This window comes from Arthrobacter sp. H-02-3 (assembly GCF_003097355.1).
Classification (GTDB): domain Bacteria; phylum Actinomycetota; class Actinomycetes; order Actinomycetales; family Micrococcaceae; genus Arthrobacter; species Arthrobacter humicola.
On sequence record NZ_PYUI01000007.1, the window covers coordinates 1 to 23,284 of the forward strand.

Annotated in this window: 24 protein-coding genes and 1 pseudogene; 18 read left to right on the forward strand and 7 right to left on the reverse strand. The window is 68.4% G+C overall.

What is annotated here, in order from left to right:
* Nucleotides 1-272 (forward strand): annotated as a pseudogene (locus C9424_RS08645) (phosphatidylglycerol lysyltransferase domain-containing protein); the annotation flags it as partial.
* Between the two features lie 203 nt (nt 273-475).
* Here the strand turns inward: C9424_RS08645 and C9424_RS08650 are convergent.
* Together C9424_RS08650 and nucS are read right to left on the reverse strand one after the other, a co-directional pair.
* The gene (locus C9424_RS08650; protein ID WP_011692441.1) at nt 476-679 is read right to left on the reverse strand and encodes a cold-shock protein; all 204 of its coding nucleotides are present in this window, start codon (nt 677-679) and stop codon (nt 476-478) included.
* Between the two features lie 290 nt (nt 680-969).
* A complete protein-coding gene (gene nucS, locus C9424_RS08655; protein WP_116766621.1) occupies nt 970-1,665 on the reverse strand; it encodes an endonuclease NucS in 696 nt (231 codons plus the stop codon).
* 65 nt (nt 1,666-1,730) lie between these two features.
* On the opposite strand from nucS, the gene C9424_RS08660 reads away from it, so the two are divergent.
* Together C9424_RS08660 and C9424_RS08665 are read left to right on the forward strand one after the other, a co-directional pair.
* The gene (locus tag C9424_RS08660) at nt 1,731-2,093 is read left to right on the forward strand and encodes an ATP/GTP-binding protein (RefSeq protein ID WP_116766483.1); all 363 of its coding nucleotides are present in this window, start codon (nt 1,731-1,733) and stop codon (nt 2,091-2,093) included.
* Nucleotides 2,094-2,142: 49 nt separating this feature from the next.
* Entirely contained in the window at nt 2,143-2,970 is an 828-nt protein-coding gene (locus tag C9424_RS08665) for an alpha/beta hydrolase (protein WP_116766484.1), read from the forward strand.
* A gap of 75 nt (nt 2,971-3,045) precedes the next feature.
* On the opposite strand, the gene C9424_RS08670 is transcribed toward C9424_RS08665, so the two are convergent.
* Entirely contained in the window at nt 3,046-4,347 is a 1,302-nt protein-coding gene (locus C9424_RS08670; RefSeq protein WP_116766485.1) for an AI-2E family transporter, read from the reverse strand.
* Nucleotides 4,348-4,554: 207 nt separating this feature from the next.
* Here C9424_RS08670 and C9424_RS08675 point away from each other — a divergent pair, with 207 nt between their 5' ends.
* From C9424_RS08675 to C9424_RS08710, 8 genes are all read left to right on the forward strand, one after another.
* On the forward strand, nt 4,555-6,462 hold the full coding sequence (locus C9424_RS08675; RefSeq protein WP_116766486.1) for a hypothetical protein: 1,908 nt from the start codon (nt 4,555-4,557) through the stop codon (nt 6,460-6,462).
* A 56-nt stretch (nt 6,463-6,518) separates the two neighbouring features.
* Nucleotides 6,519-7,523, forward strand: a complete 1,005-nt coding sequence (locus C9424_RS08680; RefSeq protein WP_116766487.1) for a tetratricopeptide repeat protein — start codon at nt 6,519-6,521, stop codon at nt 7,521-7,523.
* Nucleotides 7,523-8,623 (forward strand): NADH:flavin oxidoreductase/NADH oxidase, encoded by a 1,101-nt coding sequence (locus C9424_RS08685; RefSeq protein ID WP_116766488.1) that lies wholly within the window; start codon nt 7,523-7,525, stop codon nt 8,621-8,623. The genes C9424_RS08680 and C9424_RS08685 overlap by 1 nt, the downstream gene beginning before the upstream one ends.
* A 113-nt stretch (nt 8,624-8,736) precedes the next feature.
* Nucleotides 8,737-9,552: an ABC transporter ATP-binding protein gene (locus C9424_RS08690; RefSeq protein ID WP_116766489.1), complete on the forward strand. Its 816-nt coding sequence runs from the start codon at nt 8,737-8,739 to the stop codon at nt 9,550-9,552.
* Nucleotides 9,534-11,105 carry a transporter gene (locus C9424_RS08695; protein ID WP_116766490.1) on the forward strand — a complete coding sequence of 524 codons (1,572 nt, stop codon included), beginning with the start codon at nt 9,534-9,536 and terminating at the stop codon, nt 11,103-11,105. Before C9424_RS08690 ends, C9424_RS08695 begins: the two co-directional genes overlap by 19 nt.
* Before the next feature lie 61 nt (nt 11,106-11,166).
* Nucleotides 11,167-11,949, forward strand: coding sequence for a glucosamine-6-phosphate deaminase (gene nagB / locus C9424_RS08700; RefSeq protein ID WP_116766491.1), 783 nt, complete (start codon nt 11,167-11,169; stop codon nt 11,947-11,949).
* An 82-nt stretch (nt 11,950-12,031) separates the two neighbouring features.
* A complete protein-coding gene (locus tag C9424_RS08705) occupies nt 12,032-12,349 on the forward strand; it encodes a DUF3039 domain-containing protein (protein WP_370122952.1) in 318 nt (105 codons plus the stop codon).
* 231 nt (nt 12,350-12,580) lie between these two features.
* Nucleotides 12,581-14,371 carry a DEAD/DEAH box helicase gene (locus C9424_RS08710; protein WP_116766492.1) on the forward strand — a complete coding sequence of 597 codons (1,791 nt, stop codon included), beginning with the start codon at nt 12,581-12,583 and terminating at the stop codon, nt 14,369-14,371.
* A 92-nt stretch (nt 14,372-14,463) separates the two neighbouring features.
* Here C9424_RS08710 and C9424_RS08715 read toward each other — a convergent pair whose 3' ends face one another.
* From C9424_RS08715 to C9424_RS08725, 3 genes are all read right to left on the reverse strand, one after another.
* Nucleotides 14,464-14,811 (reverse strand): hypothetical protein, encoded by a 348-nt coding sequence (locus tag C9424_RS08715; RefSeq protein ID WP_116766493.1) that lies wholly within the window; start codon nt 14,809-14,811, stop codon nt 14,464-14,466.
* Nucleotides 14,812-14,895: 84 nt separating this feature from the next.
* A complete protein-coding gene (locus C9424_RS08720; RefSeq protein ID WP_116766494.1) occupies nt 14,896-15,564 on the reverse strand; it encodes an isochorismatase family protein in 669 nt (222 codons plus the stop codon).
* Nucleotides 15,565-16,893: a nicotinate phosphoribosyltransferase gene (locus tag C9424_RS08725; protein ID WP_237563368.1), complete on the reverse strand. Its 1,329-nt coding sequence runs from the start codon at nt 16,891-16,893 to the stop codon at nt 15,565-15,567. It lies immediately after the preceding gene.
* A gap of 37 nt (nt 16,894-16,930) precedes the next feature.
* On the opposite strand from C9424_RS08725, the gene clpS reads away from it, so the two are divergent.
* From clpS to rdgB, 6 genes are all read left to right on the forward strand, one after another.
* Nucleotides 16,931-17,296 carry an ATP-dependent Clp protease adapter ClpS gene (gene clpS / locus C9424_RS08730; protein ID WP_116766495.1) on the forward strand — a complete coding sequence of 122 codons (366 nt, stop codon included), beginning with the start codon at nt 16,931-16,933 and terminating at the stop codon, nt 17,294-17,296.
* Nucleotides 17,289-17,855, forward strand: coding sequence for a DUF2017 domain-containing protein (locus tag C9424_RS08735; protein WP_116766496.1), 567 nt, complete (start codon nt 17,289-17,291; stop codon nt 17,853-17,855). The genes clpS and C9424_RS08735 overlap by 8 nt, the downstream gene beginning before the upstream one ends.
* Before the next feature lie 85 nt (nt 17,856-17,940).
* Nucleotides 17,941-18,981 carry a glutamate racemase gene (murI, locus tag C9424_RS08740; protein WP_237563369.1) on the forward strand — a complete coding sequence of 347 codons (1,041 nt, stop codon included), beginning with the start codon at nt 17,941-17,943 and terminating at the stop codon, nt 18,979-18,981.
* Entirely contained in the window at nt 18,978-19,775 is a 798-nt protein-coding gene (locus tag C9424_RS08745; RefSeq protein WP_116766498.1) for an MBL fold metallo-hydrolase, read from the forward strand. The genes murI and C9424_RS08745 overlap by 4 nt, the downstream gene beginning before the upstream one ends.
* 60 nt (nt 19,776-19,835) lie before the next feature.
* Entirely contained in the window at nt 19,836-20,594 is a 759-nt protein-coding gene (gene rph, locus C9424_RS08750) for a ribonuclease PH (protein WP_091253448.1), read from the forward strand.
* Nucleotides 20,591-21,268 (forward strand): RdgB/HAM1 family non-canonical purine NTP pyrophosphatase, encoded by a 678-nt coding sequence (rdgB, locus tag C9424_RS08755; protein WP_237563370.1) that lies wholly within the window; start codon nt 20,591-20,593, stop codon nt 21,266-21,268. Before rph ends, rdgB begins: the two co-directional genes overlap by 4 nt.
* Before the next feature lie 101 nt (nt 21,269-21,369).
* Here rdgB and C9424_RS08760 read toward each other — a convergent pair whose 3' ends face one another.
* Nucleotides 21,370-22,137: a VTT domain-containing protein gene (locus C9424_RS08760; protein WP_091253452.1), complete on the reverse strand. Its 768-nt coding sequence runs from the start codon at nt 22,135-22,137 to the stop codon at nt 21,370-21,372.
* Nucleotides 22,138-22,252: 115 nt separating this feature from the next.
* Between C9424_RS08760 and C9424_RS08765 the strand changes: the two genes are divergently transcribed.
* Nucleotides 22,253-23,281: an exonuclease domain-containing protein gene (locus C9424_RS08765; RefSeq protein ID WP_116766499.1), complete on the forward strand. Its 1,029-nt coding sequence runs from the start codon at nt 22,253-22,255 to the stop codon at nt 23,279-23,281.
* The last annotated feature ends 3 nt before the right edge of the window (nt 23,282-23,284 follow it).

Consider the following 23,284-nt stretch of genomic DNA (forward strand, 5'->3'; position numbering starts at 1 on the left):
CACCGGGGCCGGGGGACGCCGGACGCGGCGACGCGGGACCGGAGGGCCTGGCCGGAATCCTCGACGTCGTGGGCCGAGCCCTGGAGCCGGTCTACGGCTTCCGGTCGCTGGCAACCTTCAAATCGCGCTTCAAACCCGACTACCGCACGCTGTACCTGTATTACCAGGATCCGCTGCAGCTGCCCGCGATGGGCCGGGCCCTGAGCCGGGCGTACCTTCCCGGGCTATCCGTCCGGCAGAGCGCACGCCTGCTGCGGACCCTGGTGCGCTAGCGCATTTGCGTAGCGGCAATTCGGACCAGCATTGGTTCCGCCGCAGCGGCGCCCGCGCAAAAGCAGTGCGGCCGAAACAGGGAGCCCAACAATGCAGGGCGCCTAACAAAGCAGGGCGCCCAACAATGCAAAAAAATGATCCCCGGCACTAATGCCGGGGATCATTTATTGCGGGAATTGCCGTAGCAGTTCCCTGCGGGAGACTAGACCAGCGTCACGCCGGTAGCCTGGGGGCCCTTGGCGCCCTGGCCGATCTCGAACTGAACGCGCTGGTTCTCGTCGAGGGTCTTGAAGCCGCCGGTCTGGATCTCGGAGTAGTGAACGAAGACATCGCCATCGGAGTCATCCGGGGTGATGAAGCCGAAGCCCTTTTCTGCGTTGAACCACTTGACGGTTCCCTGTGCCATTTGTTTCTCCTCATTGTGGATCTTGAATAAGTCCGGCGCACTTCACACCGGCCTTGGTCACTCTGCGAGAAGAACCTTGGCTTCGGGCCCGGATCCCGGACCGTGGCGGCAGGAGCTTCACGCTCGCAACATGTCTTGCGAGCATGAAAAAACACCTACACAAAGACTCGTATAAGAATTTCATGACACTTGCGTCAGGTCAACGGGCGCAAGCGAGAATTGCATAAATTTTGTGCAAAGAATCCCTTAACGCGAATCTGCGCCCGGAAAAGCCTGCCGCGGGGGGGTACTCAGAACAGCCGGGACTCGCTGTCGTCAACGCCGCGCATGGCGTCGTAGTCCAGGGTGACGCAGTCAATTCCGCGGTCCTTGGCGAGGACCTTGGCCTGCGGCTTGATCTGCTGGGCCGCGAAGATCCCCCGGACCGGTGCCAGTAGCGGGTCCCGATTGAGCAGTTCCAGGTAGCGGGTGAGCTGTTCGACGCCGTCGATGTCACCGCGCCGCTTGAGCTCAATGGCTACGGTGGCGCCGTCGGCGTCCCGGGCGAGGATGTCCACCGGGCCGATGGCGGTGAAGTATTCGCGGCGGATCAGGGAGAACCCGGTGCCGAGCAGTTCAATCTGCGCGGCCAGCAGTCGCTGGAGGTCCGCCTCGACGCCGTCCTTGATCAGGCCGGGATCCTGGCCCAGTTCGTGGGAGGTGTCGTGCAGCTGCTCATGGATGTTGATGATGAGCCGGTCATCGGTCTTGGCGGACTGGACCGTCCACTGCTCGATGACGCCGACCTCGACGTCGACCTCGTCCGGGGTGGAGACCCGCAGCGAGGCAGGCGGGCTCATCCAGTTCAGCGGCTTGTAGGACCCGCCGTCGGAATGGACCAGGACCGAGCCGTCGGCCTTGACCAGCAACAGCCGGGTGGCCAGCGGGAGGTGGGCTTTGAGGCGGCCGACATAATCGACGGAGCAACGGGCTATGACTAAACGCACCCGGTCCACTCTACCGTCTGTGCCGGCGGAGCAGGGAGGCAGCGGGGCTGGGGCAGAATGGAACCATGCCGCGTTCCAACCGACCCCGTCGCACAGTGTCAGGAAAGACCGTGTCAGGAAAATCAGGCTCCGGCGCCAAACACGGAGCCAGGAACGGTCCGGCGCCGGAACTTGATCTGGAGCGCGCACGCTCGGGTTTTGCCCGCCGGGAGAGCGCACCGGACGGCGAATGGATGGTCCGCTCCATCACCGCAAGCCGTGCCGAGAAGACCTACATCTGCCCCGGCTGCTCCACGGCCGTGCTACCCGGGATCGCCCACCTGGTGGTCTGGTCCGAGGACCACCTCTTTGGCGCCGCCGCTGGCCTCGCGGAGCGCCGGCACTGGCACAGCAACTGCTGGCGGTCACGGACGTACTGGTACCGCTGACGGGTAGGGGTAACAGGTATCGCCAAGCGTTATAGCTAAGCTTGTCAGCATGACTTTTGATCCGGCGTCGTACGTCTTCACCCAGCCGTCCGCGCCCACCCCCATCCGCGCTTCCACCGTCCTGCCGGCCCGCCGCGAGAACGTCGAACTCCGGACCTCGGACGGACACCGGCTGGTGGGCGAACTGGCGGTCCCGGAATCGGGCGAGATCAAGGCAACGCTCATTACGCTGCACCCGCTGCCGACGCACGGCGGCTTCATGGACTCGCACGTCTACCGAAAGGCGTCCTACCGGCTGCCGGCCCTGGCGGGGATCGCCGTGCTGCGCTTCAACACCAGGGGCACGTCCTCGCCGCGGGGGACCAGCGGGGGCGCCTTCGAGGAAGGCGTCGGCGAGCGTCTCGACGTCGAGGCCGCCGTTCGGTTCGCAGTGGACCGCGGCCTGCCGAACCGATGGCTCGTTGGCTGGTCCTTCGGTACCGAGCTCGCCCTCATGTACGGCGCCACGGAGCCGGTGGCCTCGGACATCGAGGGGGCTGTCCTGCTCTCACCCCCGCTGCACAGGGCCACGGACGTGCACCTGAAGGAGTGGGCCGAGGCCGGCAAGCCGCTCAAGGTGCTGGTCCCCGAACACGACGACTACCTGCAGCCCGCGGCGGCGGCGGAGAGGTTCGCCGTCGTCCCGCAGGCCGTGGTGGTAGGCGTCGAGGGCGCCAAGCACCTGTGGGTGGGGGAAAAGTACGCCGGGCGCGTGCTTAACGAAATCGTGGACGAGGTCCTCCCTGGACGCGCCGCGACCGGCAGCGCCGGAACCGGAAGCGCTGGAACCGTGCTGCCGCAGGAATGGGACGGGCCGGTGGCCACGGCGCACGCCTGATCAAAACCGCACCGGAAAAGGACAGCCGCACCGTGGATCCACGGTGCGGCTGTCCTTTTCCGGTGCGAAAACGACTTAGCGGTTGTCCTGGCGGGCGATGAAGATCTCCTTGAGCAGCAGTAGGACCGCCGCCGCAGTGGGGATGGCGATCAAGGCACCGAGCACGCCGAGCAGGCTGCCGCCGGCGATGACCGAGATGACGGCGACGGCACCGGGTACCGCCACGGCTTTCTGCATGATCCGCGGCGAGATGAAGTAGGCCTCGAACTGGAGGTAGGCGAAATAGCAGATGGCGAACACGAGCGCCGTCTGCCAGCCGGCCGTCAGCGCAACGAGTGTCACCAGGCAGCCGGCAATCATGCCGCCCACGAGCGGGATGAACGCCAGTAGGGCCACGACGAACGCGAGCAGCGTTCCGAACGGCACTCCGATGATCGACATCACGATGAAGGCGAAGGTGGCGTTCAGTACCGCCACAGCGGCCTGGCCGATCACGTAGTTGCCCACCGAGCCGGTGATTTCCTCGGACAGGGCTTGAACCCGGTGGCGGCGCGAGCGCGGCGCGAGCCGGTAGCCCCATTTCTTCATGGCGGGCAAAGCCGCGAGGAAGTACAGGCTCAGGACCAGCACGATCAGCGCGCCGAACAGCCCGTTGGCCACCGTGGAGCCGAAGCCCACAACGCCGCCGAAGATGCCGCCCATGGCATCCGGGTTGTTGACGAACTTCTCAAGCTCCTGCGTGATGCGGTCCCTGATGCCGAACTGCTGGTCAATGCTCCGGAAGAAGTCCGAGTCAACGAACTCCTGGACCCACTTCGGCGCCTGCTGCACGATTTGCGTCACCTGCTGCACGATCGTGGGGATCAGGGTGGCAAAAAACGCCGCGACCGCGAGGGCCAGGGTGGCAACGGCCATAAGGATGCCGGCGGCCCGGGGGACGTTCTTGCCTTCGAGCCAGCGCACCACCGGATCCAGTCCGAGGGTGATGAACAGCGCCGTGACGATCCACAGGAGCAGCTGCGTGGTATTCGAGCCGATCCAGTAGACCAGGAGTGCGACGCCTACGCCCACCGTGCCCATGAAGCCCATATATAGGGGATGCTGGGCGGACATCCGGGGGCCGGGACTGCCGAAGCGTCCGGCGTCACCGGCCTCGGCCGCCCCTTCGTCCTCGGCCTCGTGCTCCGGAGGCATTTCGAAGCGGAGCCGCGGCTGGGCTCCCGGCAGGGGCTGACGCAACCGCCGGGCCAAGGACAGAAGCACGCCGGCGGCGGCCACCCGGGGGCGGGAGGCAATCGGCTGCGGGGCAGGATTCTGGCTGCCGGATTCCTGGGCTTCTTCCGGTCCTGCGGAGGACGAATCCGTATCTTCAGTCACTGCGGTGAATGCCCTTAATTCTCTGCGGCGCCATGGCGGCTGCGCTGGTGTGATGATCACCGCAAACACTATCAGCAGGCTTGTCAGCTCAAGGGCGGGGCGCCGGCGCGGGGTCCCCGGACGGGGGCGGGCCGGGCCGCCGATCTGACTCGCGGGTAACAAAACGGTTACTATTGAAGCTACGTGTCCGCTGATGATTGGTGTATTTTGCGTTTCAAGACTGCAGTCGCCCTGGTGCTGCTCGGCCTCCTGACACTGCTGGCTGGAATTGGCCAGAAGACCTTTTGGGCTCCTCCGGAGACCATCACGGCCACCGCTCCGGCCGGTACTGCGGCGCCGCTGACCGTCTTCGACGAGAAGCTGAGGACGCTGCACCCCGGGACCGTGAAGATCAACGTCAAGGGCGAGGGCAGCTTCATGCTGGCCGCAGGACGCCCGGACGACGTCAACGCCTGGGTGGGCAAGACCGCGCACAACACGGTCGCCGGCGTGTCCGACGACGGCACGGCGCTGCAGCTGACCCATACCGACGGCGAAGCAACCGCGCCGTCGCCCGCCGGATCGGATCTGTGGGTCACCACCGAAAACGCCAGCGGTGAGATGAACTATTCCTGGAACGCGCCGGCGGACGGCGACTGGTCCCTCCTCCTCGCAACGGACGGCACCAAGCCCGCCCCGAGCACCATCACGATGACCTTCCCGAACGACACCTCCACGCCCTGGGCCATTCCGTTCATGGTGCTCGGCGGCCTGCTGATCATCGCCGGCGTGGCCCTGCTGGTCATCAAGCCCAAGGCCGGCAACCGGCGCTCCGGCACCCCGACCGGCGGGGGTGAGGGCAGCCCGTTCGCCCGCCGCGCGCAGGCCAAGGCCGCGGCACGCCGCGGGAGCCGGGGTTCAACGGGCGGCACGCTGCCGGCCGGCCCTGGAGAGACTGCCCCCGACACCGCGCCGCAGCCGGCTACGCCTGAAAAGACCGCGCCCGAAAAGACCGTGCGTGAACAAACTGTGCCCGAGCAGAAGCGGGGTGCCCGCACCGCACGCCGAACCGGCGTCGTGGTTGCTGTGTTGACGGCCGCCGCCGTCACCGGAACCTCCGTGGCAGCCCAGGCCAGCCAGACGCCGGCCCCCTCGCCGAGCGCCAGCGCCCCGGCATCCAGTGCTCCGGCTGCCAGTGCCCCTGCCTCCGCCAGCGCGACTCCGGGCACCTCCGGCCCGGACCAGGCCGCCGATGCCCCGGTGCTCCTGGACGCCCAGTTCCGCCGCGTCCTGGAACAGGTTGCCGGTGCCGTCGATGCCGGCGACGCGGCCAAGGACGCCGCCAAGCTGCAGCCGCGAGTGGCACAGTCCGAGCTCGAGGTGCGTACGCAGAATTACAAGATCCGGTCCCAGGTGGGCTCCTACGAGGCCCGGATGCCGGTCCGCTCCACGAAGCTCCTGACCACCGTGGTCACCAACAAGCGCAGCTGGCCCCGGTCCGTCATGGCCGTGACGCAGGGCGAAGGCAACGTTGTCCCGCAGGTGCTGACCCTGACGCAGGCCTCCCCGCGGGACAACTACAAGCTCGTCAGCAGCACGCCGCTGCAGCCCGGAGCCACGTTCCCGGCAATCGGGCGGGGCGGCACCGAGACGCTGGCACCCTCGGACAAGTCGGGCCTGCTGTACAGCGGCGAGGAAGCGCTCGCCGGGCTGGGTGACCGCCTGACCAAGGCCGACTCCGCCTTCAAGGACAAGCTCGTCGAAGGCCAGTCCTCCCCGTACATCGCCGACACCCTCGCCTACCAGGCCGACGTCGTCACGTCCGGCGTCAACGGCACCTTTGCCTTCACGCACAAGGTAGCCCCCGAGAACACTGTCGTGTTCCGTACGGCCGACGGCGGGGCGCTGGTCCTGGGCCGCCTGAACTTCTCCTTCGACGGCACTCCGAAGGCCGAAGGCGACAAGCTCACGATCGGCGACGACGCGGCCGCGCTGGCCGGCGGCAAGGAGACCAGCACCGGCATGGTGCTCAACTTCGCCGAGTCGGTGGCGGTCTATGTTCCGCCAGCCGGCTCCAAGGATCCGATGAAGCTCGTGGCCGCCACCCGCGGCCTGGTCGGGGCGGCTTTCAAGTAGCCGCCACCGGCCGCGCGGGTGGCGCCGGGCGGGGCTTCAATGGCTAGAGTGGAGCTATGACAACGCCAGCTTCCCGACCGGTCCCGCCAGTTGCCGCCAACCCGCTGAACCTGCGCGGCGCCGTCGATCTCTCCGCCCTGAAACAGCGCCCCGCGCCGCCGGCTGCAGGTGCGGGCCGGACAGGCTCCGCCGACGCTCCGCCGGCTCCGGCAGCCGGCGGCGCCGAACACGCCAATCGTCCGCTGCGGGTAGACGTCACCGAAGGCAACTTCCAGGAACTGGTGGAGCTCTCGGCGCAGGTGCCCGTGGTGATCGCCCTGTGGGCCTCCTATTCGCCGGACTCCGGGCAACTCGTGGGCGTCCTGGAGGACATCGTCGAAAGCTACGACGGCCGGCTCGTGCTCGGCGCCGCGGACATCGACGCCTTTCCACAACTGGCCCAGGCCTTCCAGGTCCAGGCCGTGCCGACCGCCGTCGCCGTCGTCAAGGGCCAGCCCGTCCCGCTCTTCCAGGGCGGTGCCGACGAGGAGCAGGTGCGCAGCCTGTTCGATGAACTCCTCAAGGTCGCCACGGCCAACGGGGTGACCGGACGGATCGGCGCCGGCGGTCCCGGCAGCGGGGAACCGGAGGCTCCGCCGCTGTCGCCGCTGCACCAGGCCGCTTTCGACGCGATCGAGGCCGGACACTACGACGCGGCCGCCGCCGCCTACCGGCAGGCCCTGAACGAGATGCCCTCCGACGCCGAGGCCAAGGCCGGGCTGGCGCAGGTGGAACTCATGGCACGCCTCCAGTCCTTTTCCGGGCCCGACGCCGACGCCCTCCGCCGGCTCGCCGCCGATGAGCCGGACAACCTCGACGCCCAGCTCGGCGTCGCAGACCTGGACATCGCCGGCGGCCACATCGAGGACGGCCTCGGCCGGATCGTGACGTTCATCGGCCGGAACTTCGGCCCGGAACGGGAGACCGCCCGGGTCCGGCTGCTCGAACTCTTCGACGTCGTGGGCACCGGCGACGAGCGCGTCGCAAAGGCTCGTCAGGGACTGGCCCGGGTGCTGTTCTAGTGGGATCCGCACTCTTCACGCCGCTGGAGCTGAGGTCCCTGCGGCTGCAGCACCGCGGCTGGGTTTCCCCGATGTGCCAGTACAGCTGCGAGCCCGAAACCGGCGAGGGGGTGCCCACCGACTGGCACCTCATGCACCTGGGCTCGTTCGCCACCGGGGGAGCGGCCCTGATCCTCACCGAGGCCAACGCCGTGAACGCGGCGGGCCGGATCAGCCCCCGCGACGCCGGCATCTACAACGACCGCCAGGCCGCGGCCTGGGAGCGCATCACCGCCTTCGTGCACCGGCACGGCACTGCGGAGGCCAGGATCGGCACCCAGCTGGCGCACGCCGGCCGCAAGGCGTCGTCCTACTGGCCGTTCTCCGGAAAATCGGGCAGCGTACCGGCGGCCGAGGGCGGCTGGGACACCGTGGGCCCCGGCACCGGTGCCTTCGACGGCTACGCGCCGCCGTCGGCCATGACTGACGCGGAGATCGACGGCGTGATCGCCGATTTCGCCGCCGCCGCCGTGCGGGCCGTCGCTGCCGGGTTTGACACGATCGAAATCCATGGCGCCCACGGCTACCTGCTCCACCAGTTCCAGAGCCCGCTCGTCAACGACCGCACGGACCGTTGGGGCGGGGACGAGGCCGGCCGGAACCGGCTGACGCTTGCCGTGGTGGACGCCGTCCGCGGCGTCATCCCCGACTCCATGCCGCTGCTGCTGCGGATCTCGGCCTCCGACTGGGCGCCGGGCGGGATCGACGCCGAGGCCTCGGTCCGGCTGGCCGGCGCCGCCGCGGAGCGTGGAGTGGACCTGGTGGACGTTTCTTCCGGCGGCGCCGTGGCGCACCAGCAAATTCCGATCGGTCCCGGCTACCAGACCGGGTTCTCGGCCCGGATCCGGCGCGAAACCGGGGTCAAGACCGGCACGGTGGGACTCCTGACCTCGGCCGGGCAGGCCGAGCACGCGGTGGCCACCGGCCAGGCCGACGGCGTCTTCATCGCCCGGGCCGCCCTGCGGGATCCGCACTGGTGGCTGCGGGCAGCGTTCGAGCTCGGCCACGACCTTGCCTGGCCGCCGCAGTACGAGCGCGCCATACCCCGCCATTCGTTCTAGAACTCTACGGTTGTGGGTGCGGGTTGTTGCTGCGGGGGTGCGGTTGCGAGCGCGGGGGAAGCTACGCCTTGCGGACGATCCTTTTCGCGACCGGGGGCGGTTAGTCTAGCGTCATGACTTACCAAACCCCTGACCAGCAGGGACAGCCAGCCCCGCACGGCCCGTCCGCGCCGACGGTCCCTGCCCTGTCCCTGCTCGGCCTCGCCAAGCGCTTCGGCGACAAAATCGCCGTCGACGGCATCACCCTGGACGTTCCTGCTGGATCCTTCTACGGGGTCGTCGGCCCCAACGGCGCCGGCAAGACCACCACCTTGTCCATGGCGACGGGACTGCTGCGCCCCGATTTCGGGACCGCGCTGGTCCATGGCGTGGACGTCTGGCAGCATCCGCTGGAGGCCAAGAAACTGATGGGGATCCTGCCCGACGGCGTCCGGCTGTTCGACCGCCTCAGCGGCGAACAGCTCGTCACGTACGCAGGCCTGCTGCGCGGCATGGACAGGGACACGGTTGCCGCGCGCGTGGCGGAGCTGCTGGCAGCCCTGGACCTCGGCAACGACGCCGGCACGCTGGTGGTGGATTACTCCGCCGGCATGACCAAGAAGATCGCCCTGGCCTCGGCACTGATCCACGCGCCGCGGCTCCTGGTCCTGGACGAACCCTTCGAATCCGTGGACCCCATCTCCGCGGCCAACATCCGCGACATCCTGGACCGCTACGTCGCCTCCGGCGGAACGGTCATCGTTTCGAGCCACGTCATGGACCTGGTCCAGCGCATGTGCGATCACGTCGCCGTCGTCGCCGGCGGCCGGGTCCTCGCAGCCGGCACGGTGGAGGAAGTCCGTGCCGGGGCGAGTCTCGAGGACCGCTTCGTGCAGCTCGTGGGCGGCCGCAACCACACGGAGGGACTGGAATGGTTGCGCACCTTCTAAGGCTCAAGCTGACCCTCCTGCGCAACAGCGTGAGGCGCAGCCCCTGGCAGCTGGTGGGCCTCGGCATCGGCACCCTGTACGCCCTGGGAATCGTCGGGCTCCTGGTGGCCGGGCTGCTGCTCCTGCGCGGCCAGGAGATTGAGCTCGCCCAGACGGTCGTGGTCCTGGGCGGCGCGGCAGCACTCCTGGGCTGGGCCATCATCCCGGTCGCGGTCTCTGCCGCCGACATGACCCTGGATCCGGCCCGCTTCACCACCTTCGCCGTGCCCATGCCGCAACTGCTGGCGGGGCTGGCGCTGGGCGGCCTGATTGGCATACCGGGCCTTGCCACCTCCATCGTCGCGCTCGCCACCGTGGGCACCTGGTCCCGCAGCGTGCCCGCCGCGGCCGGCGCGCTCGTGGGCGCGGTGCTGGGCGTGCTGAGCTGCGTCGTGCTGTCGAAGGTCGTGACCACCGCGACGGCAGGGCTGGCGAGCTCCCGGCGCTTCAAGGACATCAGTGCCGTCGCCTTCCTCATCCCGCTGGTCCTCATGGGCCCCATCGTGGCGGGCATCGCGAAGGGAATCGCAGGTTCAGGCGACTTCCTGGCCAGCCTGTCCCGGACACTGTCCTGGACACCCGCCGGCGCGGCCTTTTCGCTCGGCGGCGAGCTCGCCGCCGGCCACTACGGGGCAGCCGCCGTGAAATTCCTCATCGCGGTGGCCACGCTGGCGGGGCTCGCCCTGGCCTGGAAGGTCCTGCTGCAGCGTGCCCTGGTGACCCCGCCTTACGCGGGAACCTCCAAGCGCCGTTCCGGCGGTCCGGGCCTGTTCGGGGTGCTCCCGGCGACCCCGGCGGCGGCCGTCGCCGCGAGGTCCCTGTACTACTGGCTGCGCGATCCCCGCTACGCCGGCGCCCTCGTCGTCGTGCCGCTCCTGCCCGTGCTGTTCCTGTTCCAGGGCAGCCAGAGCGGGTTCTACGGCCCGTTCCAGTTTGTCGGTCCGCTGACGGCTTTCCTCCTGGCCTGGTCCATCTCGACGGACGTGTCCTACGACAGCACCGCGTTCGCCCTGCACGTGGCCACCGGAGTGCGCGGCGCCGACGACCGGCTCGGCCGGGCTTTGGCGTGCCTGAGCTTTGCGCTGCCCGTCGTGCTCCTGTTCAGCGTGGGGCCGTTCTTCCTCACGGGTGACTGGGCCAAGCTGCCCGCGGTCCTGGGGCTGTCGCTTGGCGTGCTGTTCAGCGGGCTGGGCCTGTCCTCCGTGGTCTCGGCGCGCTACACGGTGAGCGTCCCGCTGCCGGGAGACAGCCCGTTCAAGAAACCGCCGGGCAACGTGGCCCAGACCCTTGCCGTGCAGCTCGGCGGCATGGCGGTCCTCATGGTCCTCGTGGCGCCCGAAGTGGCGCTCGTGGCCGCACAGTTCATCACTGGCAGCACCGTGCCCGGCTGGATCGCCCTGGTCCTGGGGCCGGTGCTGGGGCTCGCGCTGTTCGCCACCGGGGTCAGGGTTGGCGGAATCTGGCTCGACCGCCGGGCACCGGAGCTGCTGGCACAACTGGCCGTCAACCGCTGACGGGTGCATGCTGGGAGTGCGCAGACCCGAACGCCAGATAAGCCAGGTGAAGGCAGGGATTATGGAAGTTGTCATCCTTCCGGGCAGCAAGCAGATCGCATCGCTGGCGGCCGATGCGGTGGAAGCCTTGCTTCGCCGCAAACCCGGGGCCGTCCTGGGCCTGGCGACGGGCTCCACCCCGTTGCCCATCTACAGCGAGCTGGCGCTGCGGCACGAGCGCGACGGGCTGGACTTCAGCCAGGTCCGGGCTTTCGCCCTGGACGAGTACGTGGGACTCCCGGCGGATCATCCGGAGTCCTACCGCCAGGTGATCGCCCGCGAATTCACCGCCCGGGTCAACATCAGCCCCGCCAATGTGCACGTGCCCGACGGCGCCGCGGCAGACATCCCCGCGGCCTGCCAGAGGTATGAAGACGCCATCCGCGATGCCGGGGGAGTGGACCTGCAGCTCCTCGGCGTCGGAACCGACGGCCATATCGGGTTCAACGAGCCAGGCTCGTCCCTCGCGTCCCGGACCCGGATCAAGACCCTGATCGAGCAGACACGCCGGGACAACTCACGGTTTTTCGGCAGCCTCGCCGAGGTCCCCCACCACGTCCTGACGCAGGGTCTGGGCACCATCCTGGACGCCCGCCACGTGATCCTCGTCGCCACCGGCGCGCAGAAGGCCCAGGCCGTCCGGGATCTCGCGGAGGGCCCGGTCTCCGCCATCTGTGCAGCGTCGGTGCTGCAGCTGCACCCGCACGTCACAGTCCTCGTGGACGAGGCGGCGGCGTCCTCCCTGCGGCTCGCCGATTACTACCGCCACAGCTATGACCATAAACCTGCCTGGCAGGGCCTCTAAGCCCGGCCGCCGGCATCGCGCAGCCCCGCCGCGGGCGGCGCGCGGGTCCGGCCGCGCGCTTCCAACGGCTAAGATGGGTGTCATGACTAGCATGACCGATCCTCTCGAAAACGACCCGATGCGCGAGCTCTCCGGAGCCGGGACGTCAACGGCCACGATCGAGCGCGAGGAACTGCGCCAGGAAGTGGAGCCCGGTGACCGGGAGCGCTTCTCGCACTACGTGCGCAAGGAAAAGATCATGGAATCCGCGCTGACCGGCGAGCCCGTGATCGCGCTCTGCGGCAAGGTCTGGACGCCCGGCCGCGACCCCCAGAAGTTCCCGGTGTGCCCCGAATGCAAGGAAGTTTACGAGGGCCTTCGCCCCGGGAACGACGGCGGCAAGGGCTCCGGCGATAAATAGCGGCACGTGAGGGCTGGCGGATCGCACAGGATCCGTTAGGCGTCACGGTGCGGCGCTTCTGTAGTCCCCGGAAGCGCCCTGTAGTGCCCGTGCAATGTTCCTCTACGGCAGCGCGCCGCTGCGCCGCCGCGCATTTGTACTGCCCACGGTCCATCCGAAAAAGATTGGTGTTTTTGTGCTTAATTGCGTTTCTCCGTCGGCTGCAGCCATGCGCGGATGGGGGGCGCCCCAGTGACAGAGACACTCTTCGGCGGACCCACGCTTCCCCCCGCCTATCCCGAGCGGGCCGCCTGGGGCACCGCCCCGAAGCTGCGCGCCTGGCAGCAGGAGGCGCTGGACAGCTACTTCAGCACCCATCCCAAGGATTTCCTTGCCGTCGCCACCCCCGGCGCCGGCAAGACCACGTTCGCCCTGCGCGTGGCGTCCATGCTCATCGAGTCCGGCGTCGTGAACCGCGTGACAATCGTGGCGCCCACCGACCACCTGAAGCGCCAGTGGGCCGACGCTGCCGCCAAAGTGGGCATCGCGATCGACCCGAACTTCAAGAACGCCGACGGCCAGCACGGCCGCGGGTTCATCGGCGTCGCCGTCACGTACGCTCAGGTGGCCAGCAAGCCCATGCTCCACCGGGCCAAGACCGAGGCCGCCCGCACGCTGGTGATCCTGGACGAAATCCACCACGGCGGCGAGGCGCTGTCCTGGGGAGACGGCCTCCGCGAGGCGTTCGACCCCGCGGCCCGCCGGCTGTCCCTGACCGGTACCCCGTTCCGCTCCGACACCTCGCCCATCCCGTTCGTGGAGTACGCCGAGGACCGGGACGGGATCCGCCGCTCCAAGGCCGACTACACCTACGGCTACGGCAAGGCGCTCCGGGACCACGTTGTCCGCCCCGTCATGTTCATGGCCTACTCCGGCCAGATGCGCTGGCGCACGAGCGCGGGCGATGAAATGGCCGCCTCCCTGGGCGAGTCGGCCGTCACCAAGGACATCACCTCGCAGGCCTGGCGCACCGCGCTGAACCCCGCCGGCGAATGGATCCCCGCCGTCCTGGCCGGAGCGGACAAGCGCCTGAGCGAAGTGCGGCGGAGCGTCCCTGATGCCGGCGGCCTGGTCATCGCCACCGACCACGAGGACGCCCGGGCCTATGCCGGCCAGCTGAAGAAGATCACTGGCGAATCGCCCACGATCATCCTTTCCGACGACGCCAAGGCCTCCAACAAGATCGAGGAATTCTCCGCCGGCGACAAACGCTGGATGGTGGCCGTGCGGATGGTGTCCGAAGGCGTCGACGTGCCGCGGCTGTCCGTCGGCGTCTATGCGACCTCGACCTCCACCCCGCTGTTCTTCGCCCAGGCCGTGGGCCGCTTCGTGCGTGCCCGCAAGCGCGGAGAAACGGCGTCGGTGTTCCTGCCCTCGGTGCCGCAGCTGATGGCGCTGGCCAACTCCATGGAGGCCGAGCGTGACCACGCCCTGGACCGCCCGGAGAAGGACGACGGCGACGGTCTGTTCAATCCCGAGGACTCGCTCATGGACGAGGCCAACCGTGAGGAGAAGGCCTCCGACACACTGATGAAGGGCAAGTTCGAGGCCCTCGACTCGCAGGCGTCCTTTGACCGCGTGCTCTTCGACGGCGGCGAGTTCGGCACCGGCGGCGAGGTGGGCTCGGAGGACGAGCTCGATTTCCTCGGAATCCCCGGACTGCTCGACGCCGAACAGGTCGGCACGCTGTTGCGCCAGCGCCAGCACGAGCAGCTGAACCGCAAGAACATGCGCGCCCCGCAGGCCGGTGCCGCGCCCGAGGCGGCAGTGCCGGCCGTGCCCGACCACCGGATGCTCATGGACCTGCGCACCGAGCTGGCCAAGAACGTGGCGGCGTGGTCTGCCCGGACCGGGACCCCGCACGGCGTCATCCACACCAAACTCCGGACCGTCTGCGGCGGCCCCGCCGTCGCCCAGGCCAACGAGGAACAGTTGCAGACCCGATTGCGGAAGCTTCAGGACTGGTTCATCGGGCGGAAGTAGCCGCCCGCGCCGCTCAGCATGGCAGCAAAAGCGAAGGGACCAGGCCGATGGCCTGGTCCCTTCGCTGTGTGAAACAGTCTCTTGCGCTCCGGTTACTGGCCGTTGCCGCAGATCTTGCCGTAAGTCTGGCCGGCCGCGGTGTAATCGGCCTTCATGGTTTCGAGCCTGGCGGCGTCCGGGTTGGGCTTGGCGGACTCGTCGAAGTATTCGATGATGGTCTGCAGCGGGGCCCGGAGGTCATCCGATGCCGCAGCCTTGATGGGCCGCAGCTGGTTGGCGACCCTGTTCATGCCGGCTTTGTCAGACGTCGCCGACGGGGCGGAGACCACGGTCTTGACCCGGGCGCAGGTTTCCTCGTTGGTCAGCTGCGGGGAAGCCGAGCAGCCGGCGGCGGCGAGCAACGCTCCGGCGGCAATCAGGACGGTCAGGGTCTTCTTCATGGTGTACTCCGGGGTTCTACGGGACGGTCAAAATAGCAAGACTGGCGACTTGGCAAGGATTTCGAGTCTACTGCGACGGCGGGCTCAGAGGACATCGACGCCGCCGAACTCCATCTCGGCCACAGCGTCGTCGAGGTCTTCGGCGATTCCGGCCGTCAAGCCGCGCAGCACCGTGACGGAGTAGCCCGCCTGGACGGCATCCAGGGCGGTGGCTTTCACGCAGTAGTCCGTGGCGATGCCCACCACGACGATATCCTCGACGTCGTGGCTTTGCAGCCAGTCGTCCAGTCCGATGGCATCATCGCCGGCGGCGAAGGCACTCACCGAGTCTTCGGCGTCTTCGGCGCCGGGGCCGGTTTCGGCAACGGGCATGGCGCCGGGCTTCCGGTCCCCGGTGGGGACGTCGTCCTCGGGGGCCAGGAGTCCTTCAAAACCGGAGTACGCCGCGGCGAACTGGCCCTTGCGGAAGTATGCCTGGATGTACTCGGGGTCCAGGTCCGGGTGGAGTTCGGCCCCCCGGGTGCCCGCCACGCAGTGCCTCGGCCAGCTGTCGACAAAGTCGGGTTCCTCCGAGAAATGCGCCCCCGGATCGATGTGCCAGTCTTGGGTGGCCACGATGTGGTCGAACTGGCTGTGGTGGGCGTCGACGTACTCGCTGATCTCGCCGGCGAGGGCGGCCCCGCCGGCGACGGCGAGGGAACCCCCTTCGCAGAAATCGTTTTGGACGTCAACAATGATCAGGGCGCGGGACATTCAGTCCTCCTCGTAGATGGTGGGGATTGCCGCCTCGCCGCGTTGCAGCCGGTTGACGACGGCGGGGAGTTCCCTCATGGTCTCCGCGTGGCGCCGCCGGGCGCGCTGGACCCCCTCGGGGCCGGTCCACCCGGGCAGGAGCTCGCCGTTCTTGACGAACTGCTGCAGGAGCGGACGGTCATTGCCGTCATCCTCCGGGTGGTGGCCGACGCCGACGATTTCCTGGGTGGCGGTTCCGCGCTCGTTGAGCTTGCGCAGCGCGTACTTGCGGCCGCCCTTGCTGGCTTTGTTCTTGGCGGCCTTCGCGACGGAAATGAAGTCCCCGGCGTCGTCGGTGCGGCTGACGAGCTTGTAGACCATGCTCGCCGTCGGTGCCCCGGACCCGGTCACCAGCGACGTCCCCACGCCGTAGGAGTCCACGGGTGCGGACTGCAGCGCCGCGATGGCGAATTCGTCGAGGTCGGAGGTCACCACGATCTTGGTGTGGTCATTGCCGAGCTCGTCGAGGAGCTGGCGGACCCACTGGGCCTGGGCCACGAGGTCCCCGGAGTCCAGCCGGACCGCGCCGAGTTTGTCCCCGGCGAGGTCGACTGCCGTGCGGACCGCCGTTTCGACGTCGTACGTGTCCACCAGGAGCGAGGTTTCCGGGCCGAAAGCGGCAATCTGGGCCTCGAAGGCCTCACGTTCCGTGTCATGCAGGAGCGTGAAGGAATGGGCGGCCGTGCCCACGGTCTTCAGCCCGTAGCGCAATCCGGCCTCCAGGTTGGAGGTGCTGTCGAACCCGGCAATGACCGCGGCACGGGCAGCGGCGGCGGCCGCCTCCTCATGTGTCCGGCGCGACCCCATTTCGATGCACGGACGGTTTCCCGCCGCCGTGATCATCCGGGACGCGGCGGAGGCGATCGCGCAGTCGTGGTTGAGCACGGAGAGCAGGTAGGTCTCCAGGATGCAGGCCTCGGCGAACGTGGATTCCACAATCAGGACGGGGGAGTTCGGGAAGTACGCCTCACCCTCCGGGTACCCCCAGATGTCGCCGGAGAAGCTGTAGCCGGCCAGGTACTCCAGCGTCTGGTCGTTGACCACCTTCGTCCGGCGCAGGTAGTCCAGTTCCGGCTCGCCGAAGCGGAAGTTCGCGATACCCTCCAGCAGGCGTCCGGTGCCGGCGACGATCCCGTAGCGGCGACCGTCCGGCAGCCTCCGGGCGAAGGCCTCGAAGACGGATTTCCGGTGGGCCGCACCGGACTGCAGAGCACCCTGCAGCATGGTCAGCTCGTAATGATCGGTGTACAGGGACGTGCGGGGACGGTCCCAGCCAGCTGATGAACTCACAAATTCACTCTAGTGTGCATCCCCATAGAATGGACAGATGACCCTCAGCGTTGCGCTTGGCCCCGACACACGGGAGAGCACCCAGACCGGAACGGTGACGTCCACCGACGTCCTGACCGCCCCGGACATCCCCTGGAACCTCGTGATCTGGAATGATCCCGTGAATCTGATGAGCTACGTGAGTTACGTGTTCCGCAGCTATTTCGGATACTCGGAGGCCAAGGCCAACAAGCTCATGATGGAGGTCCACAAGAAGGGCCGCTCGATCGTGGCGCACGGCAGCAAGGAACAGGTGGAGCAGCACGCGGTCGCCATGCATGGCTACGGCCTCTGGGCGACAGTGGAAAAAGCCACCGGCGGCACCGGGAGCGGCTCAGGCAAAGGCAAGGGAAAACGTGGCTAAGGCATTCAAGTACGGGCTCAAGGGCATCAAGGGCTACCTGGAGCCGGCCGAACGGGAACTGCTGCGGAGCCTTTTTGCCGACGTCATCTCCATGCTCGAGCCGGCCGAGCGGGCCAACGAGGACCCGCTGGCCGCCCTGGTGGGACTGGACGCCGACGCCCGCGAGCCCTCGGACCGGGCCCTGCGCCGGCTGCTGCCGAACGTGATGAAGAACGACGACGACGCCTCCCTCGAGTTCCGCCGGTACACCGAGCGCTCGCTGCGCGAAAGCAAGATCGGCGCGTTGAAGGCGGCCGCCCTGAGCCTGGACAGGGAGGACCTTGTCCTGACCCCGGCCGACGCCCGGCACTGGGCCACGGCCCTCAACGATGTCCGGCTGGTCCTGGCCGAACGACTCGACATCCGCGACGACGCCGACGCGGACAACGTCCACCTCATGCAGGACTGGTCCCAGGCCGAGGACGTGGAAAGCTACCTGGCGCTTGTTTACAACTTCACCACGTGGCTGCAGGAGTCTCTGGTCCAGGCGATGGTGCACTCGCTCGATGCCCGGCGCTGAGCGCGGACGTGTGACACATGAGACACGAGTTGCACGCCACAATGTGATGGCCGCCCCGCAGGCGTTGTCCTATCCTCGAATAATCATGACTTCAGCATCGAGTATGGACCCGGCCGCAGCTGTTGCCGCGGACACCCCAACGAGCAATACCGCCACAGGCCCCTCGGGCCCCGAACCGGCATCGGAGCTGGGATCGCGTCCCATCGGGGTCTTCGATTCCGGCGTCGGCGGGCTCACGGTGGCCCGGTCGATCATCGACCAACTGCCCAACGAATCCATCCTGTACGTCGGCGACACCGCCAACGGCCCCTACGGTCCCCTTCCCATCGCCGAAGTCCGCGCCAACGCCCTCGGCGTCATGGACGAGCTCGTGGACTCCGGCGTGAAGCTGCTGACCATTGCCTGCAACTCTGCCTCGGCCGCCGTGCTGCGCGATGCCCGGGAGCGCTACACCGCCCGGTACGGGATTCCGGTGATCGAAGTGATCCAGCCGGCGGTGCGTCGCGCCGTCGCGGCGACCCGTACGGGACGGGTGGGCGTGATCGGGACCTCGGCCACCGTCGGGTCGCGCGCCTACGAGGACACCTTCGCGGCCGCCCCGGACCTGGAGATCACGTCCGTGGCCTGCCCGGCGTTCGTGCCTTACGTGGAGGCCGGGATCACCACGGGGCCGGAACTGCTCGCCGTCGCCCGCGACTATCTGGCACCGCTCATAGCCGCCGGCGTGGACACCGTGGTGCTCGGCTGCACGCACTACCCGCTGCTCACGGGCGTGATCTCCTTCGTCCTGGGCGGGGACGTCACGCTGGTCTCCAGCGCCGAGGAAACGGCCAAGGATGTCTACCGTGCCCTCGCCTCCAGCGGGCTCGAGCGCATGGACGCCGCGGCCCCCGAGCACAATTTCATTGCCACCGGGGATGCCGCCCAGTTCGAACACCTCGCCCGGCGCTTTCTCGGCCCCGAGGTCCTCAGCGTCCGCCACGTGGACCACGTCGCGGCGCAGTACCCCACCGGCAGCCTCGCCCGGATCACCCCGGAGATGATTGCCGCCGCCCAGGCCGGCACGGGCCGGCCGCGGATCTCCAACTTCGTGGGCGGATCCGCGGGCGGGGGAACACTCCTGTGAAGCTGACCATCGTGGGCTGCACCGGATCCTTTCCGGGACCGGGCTCGCCGGCGTCGTGCTATCTGCTGACCGCCAGCGACGGCGAGCGGAACTGGAAGATCGTCCTGGACATCGGCAGCGGCGCGCTGGGCGCGATCCAGCGCTACACGGACCTGGAGGACATTGACGCGATCTTCCTGAGCCACCTGCACCCGGACCACTGCATGGACCTGTGCGGCCTCCATGTTGCCGTGCGCTGGAAGCCGGGCGGCTGGGGCAAGGGCCGGATTCCGGTGTGGGGACCGGCCGCCACCGCCGACCGCATGGCCACCGCCTACGGCCTGGACCTGGATCCCGGGATGCACGAGGAATTCGACTTCAGCAACTGGTCCGAGCGCAAGCCGGTGACCATGGGCCCGTTCACCGTCACCCCCTACGCCGTCAACCACCCGGTGGAAGAGGCGTACGCGCTCCGCGTGGAGGTCACCGAACCGGACAAGGTCGGCGACCCCGTCACGCGCGTCCTGAGCTACTCCGGGGACACCGACTCCTGCAGCGGACTCGAGGATGCGGCCCGCGACGCCGACCTCTTCCTGTGCGAGGCGGCCTTCGAGGAAGGCCGCGACGACGCCATCAAGGACGTGCATCTGACCGGCAAGCGCGCGGGGGAGGCCGCCGTCGCCGCCGGTGCCCGGCGGCTGCTGCTGACGCACATCCCCGTCTGGACATCCCCGACCACCGTCATGGCCGAGGCCAAGGAGGTCTTCGGCAAGGACGTGGCCGTCGCCGTCGCGGGTGTGCACTACACCGTCTAGACGCCGGCACTGTTTCGACCCCGGCACAGCCGGGGCCGGGCAAGTCGATAAGCTAAAGACATGACTTCCCAAGCTCCTACTGTCCCCGTCATCCGCGCCGACGGCCGCACCGCCGATCAGCTGCGCCCGATCAGCATCACGCGCGGCTGGTCCAAGCAAGCCGAGGGATCGGCCCTGATCGAGTTTGGCAACACGCGCGTGCTGTGCACGGCTTCCCTGACGGAGGGCGTCCCGCGCTGGCTCAAGGGCGAGGGCCGCGGCTGGGTCACCGCCGAATACGCCATGCTTCCCCGGGCCACGAACACCCGATCCGACCGCGAATCGGTCAAGGGGAAAATCGGCGGCCGCACGCACGAGATCTCCCGGCTGATCGGCCGCTCACTGCGCTCCATCATCGACACCAAGGCCCTCGGCGAGATCACGATCGTGCTGGACTGCGACGTCCTGCAGGCCGACGGCGGTACCCGCACCGCGGCCATCACCGGCGCCTACGTGGCCCTCGCGGACGCCATCCGCTTTGCGCGCGAGAAGAAGATGATCGCCAAGAACGCCGAGCCCCTGATCGACACCATCGCCGCGGTGTCCGTCGGCATCATCGACGGCGTGCCGATGCTCGATCTGCCCTACGTCGAAGACGTGCGCGCCGAGACGGACATGAACGTCGTGGTGACCGGCTCCGGAAAATTCGTGGAAGTCCAGGGCACCGCCGAGGGCGCGCCCTTCGACCGCGACGAGCTGAACAAGCTCCTGGATCTGGCGCTGCTGGGCACGGAGCAGCTCGCCGCCATCCAGCGCGACACCCTGGCGGAAGCCCCGTGACGGAGGCGCCCTCCACGGACCTGCGGGATGCCGGCAGCACGGCGCCCCGGCTGGTCCTCGCCACCCATAACAAAGGCAAGCTGCGGGAACTCCGCGAGCTGCTGCGCGGCAAGGTGCCCGGACTCGACGTTGACACGCAGGTCGTGGATGCCGGCGCCGTCGGAGCCCCCGACGTCGCCGAGACCGGGGTGACCTTCGCCGAAAACTCGCTCCTGAAGGCGCGGGCCGTGGCGGCGGCCACCGGGCTCGTGGCAATCGCCGACGACTCCGGACTGTCCGTTGACGTGCTGGGCGGTGCGCCGGGGATCTTCTCGGCGCGCTGGTCCGGCCGGCACGGAGATGACGCCGCGAACCTGGAGTTGCTCCTGGCCCAGCTGGCCGACGTGCCGGATGAGTACCGCGGGGCCGCGTTCGTCTGTGCCGCGGCCCTGGCGGTGCCCGGGTCCGCGGCCGAGGGCTGCCGGGAAGTCGTGGAGTACGGACAGCTGGAAGGGATGCTCCTGCGCGAGCCGCGCGGAGAAGGCGGCTTCGGCTACGACCCCGTCCTGCAGCCGAGCGGATTGGACCGCAGCTGCGCCGAGCTCAGTTCCGAGGAGAAGAACGCCATCAGCCACCGGGGCCATGCGTTCCGTGCACTCCTGCCGGCCATCGTCGAGGCCCTGGCCGGGACGTAGGCCGCCGCGGCAGGTGCCGTGTGATGCCCGCTGAGGGCGTTATGAGTGCTTAAAGCAAGAGAGGCGCCCCACACTGTGGGGCGCCTCTTACGTGCGGTGTGTCAGGGGGTCCTGCGCTCTTCTTCGGGCTCGTGCTCCTCGATGAACTCCTCCACGACGTCCGTGCCGTACTTCTCGGCCTGCCGCCTGGCGATGGCGCCGCGGATGACTTCGATGGCGATCGGGATCACGGAAACCAGGACGATGGCGATGAAGATGATGTCGAGGTTGTCCTTGACCCACGGCACCTTGTCTCCGAGCAGGTAGCCGAGGAGGGTGACGCCGCCGCCCCACAGCACCGCGCCGATCACGTTGTAGGTGAAGAATTTGCGCTTGCTCATCTGCGCGACGCCTACGATCACCGGGACGAAGGTGCGGATGATCGGGACGAAACGAGCCAGAATCAGGGCCTTGCCGCCGTGCTTTTCGAAGAAGGCGTGCGCGTTTTCCACGTTTTCACGCTTGAACAGCTTGGAATTGGGCTTGTTGAACAGGGAGGGTCCCGCAGTGGCCCCGATCAGGTAGCCCACCTGGTTGCCGATGATCGCGGCGACGATGATGAGCGCCGTCAGGACCCAGATGTTGACCTGGATGGTGCCGGTGGCCACCAGCAGCCCGGCCGTGAACAGCATGGAGTCGCCGGGCAGGAAGAAACCGATCAGCAACCCGGTTTCGGCAAAGATGATGCCGCAGACCAGCAGGACCACCCACGGTGCAAAGGCCGGATTCGCCAGGAAGACCTGCGGGTTGAGCCAGTCGGGGAGGAAGGAGGCCAGATGTGGCTGCACCGGGCCGGCGCCGCCAAGGGCGGACACGGCAAAGTCGCTCATAGCTAAAAGGTTCACCCGTTAAGGGTACTTGACGGCCGCCGGCCGGCCCCGGCAGTGCTGCGGGGACCGGCCGCGCCGGTGCGGAGGTCCCGCCGTCGGGCGGTAAAGTTGAGCCGTGGGTTTGGACTTTACGGCGATCGACTTTGAGACCGCGAACGGCTTCCGCGGTTCACCGTGCGCCGTTGGCCTGAGCAAGGTCCGCGACGGCGTCGTTGTTGACGAAGCCTCCTGGCTTATGCGGCCGCCGGAAAACCACGACACCTTCGACCACCACAACGTCCGGATCCACGGCATCCGCCCGGACCAGGTGGCCGGCCTGCCGCGCTTCGGGGAGCTGTTCCCCGAGATCGGGGCGTTCATCGGCGGCGATGTGCTGGCGGCCCACAACGCGGCGTTCGACCTCGGCGTGATCCGCTCTGGCCTGGAGGTGTCCGGACTGCCCGGTCCCGCCTACGACTACGTCTGCACGGTGGTGCTGTCCCGGCGCTGTTACTCACTGGTGTCCAATTCGCTGCCGTACGCGGCCGAGGAAGCCGGCGTGCCGCTGGTCAACCACCATGATGCGGCCGAGGACGCCCGCGCGTGTGCGGGGATCCTGATCGACATCGCCGCCCGCAACGGGGCGGCGAGCATTGCCGAACTGTATCTGTCCCTGGGCATGGCAGTCTCGCACCAGCCGGCCTTCGACCCCCGGCTCGACCCTTTGTCCAAGGCCACGCTGGCCGCACTGGAAGCGCTCGCCGGGGGAAACGCCGGGAGAAATGTTGGGGCGCCGTCGGGCCGCCGGTTCGTTGCCGGCTGGCCGGAAGAAGGTCCCAACCCGGAACCCAATGCCGGGGCCAGCCCCGACCACCCGTTGTTCGGCCAGACCGTCGTGTTCACCGGCGAGCTGGCGATTCCCCGGCCCGAAGCCAAAATCCGCTCCGCCGAGCTCGGCGCCCGGCCCGAAAGCCGGGTCACGGCCCGCACCACCGTCCTGGTGGTGGGCGACGGCTTCGTGGCCGCGGACCTGCGCTCCGGCCGGATCACCGGCAAAGCCCGTCGCGTCCTGGAACTGCACGAACGCGGGCAGCGGATCGAAGTCCTGTCCGAGGGGGAATTCCTCCAGATGGTCGGCGGACACGTGGCCGCCGCCACCGCCTGAACC

Coding starts and splice junctions, on each gene's coding strand:
- C9424_RS08695 (WP_116766490.1), top strand. CDS start 9,534: ATGGTTGCGCACCTTCTAAGGCTCAAGCTGACCCTCCTGCGCAACAGC.
- clpS (WP_116766495.1), top strand. CDS start 16,931: ATGACCCTCAGCGTTGCGCTTGGCCCCGACACACGGGAGAGCACCCAG.
- C9424_RS08690 (WP_116766489.1), top strand. CDS start 8,737: ATGACTTACCAAACCCCTGACCAGCAGGGACAGCCAGCCCCGCACGGC.
- C9424_RS08650 (WP_011692441.1), bottom strand. CDS start 679: ATGGCACAGGGAACCGTCAAGTGGTTCAACGCAGAAAAGGGCTTCGGC.
- C9424_RS08660 (WP_116766483.1), top strand. CDS start 1,731: ATGCCGCGTTCCAACCGACCCCGTCGCACAGTGTCAGGAAAGACCGTG.
- C9424_RS08705 (WP_370122952.1), top strand. CDS start 12,032: ATGACTAGCATGACCGATCCTCTCGAAAACGACCCGATGCGCGAGCTC.
- C9424_RS08715 (WP_116766493.1), bottom strand. CDS start 14,811: ATGAAGAAGACCCTGACCGTCCTGATTGCCGCCGGAGCGTTGCTCGCC.
- rph (WP_091253448.1), top strand. CDS start 19,836: ATGACTTCCCAAGCTCCTACTGTCCCCGTCATCCGCGCCGACGGCCGC.
- C9424_RS08720 (WP_116766494.1), bottom strand. CDS start 15,564: ATGTCCCGCGCCCTGATCATTGTTGACGTCCAAAACGATTTCTGCGAA.
- C9424_RS08760 (WP_091253452.1), bottom strand. CDS start 22,137: ATGAGCGACTTTGCCGTGTCCGCCCTTGGCGGCGCCGGCCCGGTGCAG.
- C9424_RS08680 (WP_116766487.1), top strand. CDS start 6,519: ATGACAACGCCAGCTTCCCGACCGGTCCCGCCAGTTGCCGCCAACCCG.
- murI (WP_237563369.1), top strand. CDS start 17,941: ATGACTTCAGCATCGAGTATGGACCCGGCCGCAGCTGTTGCCGCGGAC.
- C9424_RS08665 (WP_116766484.1), top strand. CDS start 2,143: ATGACTTTTGATCCGGCGTCGTACGTCTTCACCCAGCCGTCCGCGCCC.
- nagB (WP_116766491.1), top strand. CDS start 11,167: ATGGAAGTTGTCATCCTTCCGGGCAGCAAGCAGATCGCATCGCTGGCG.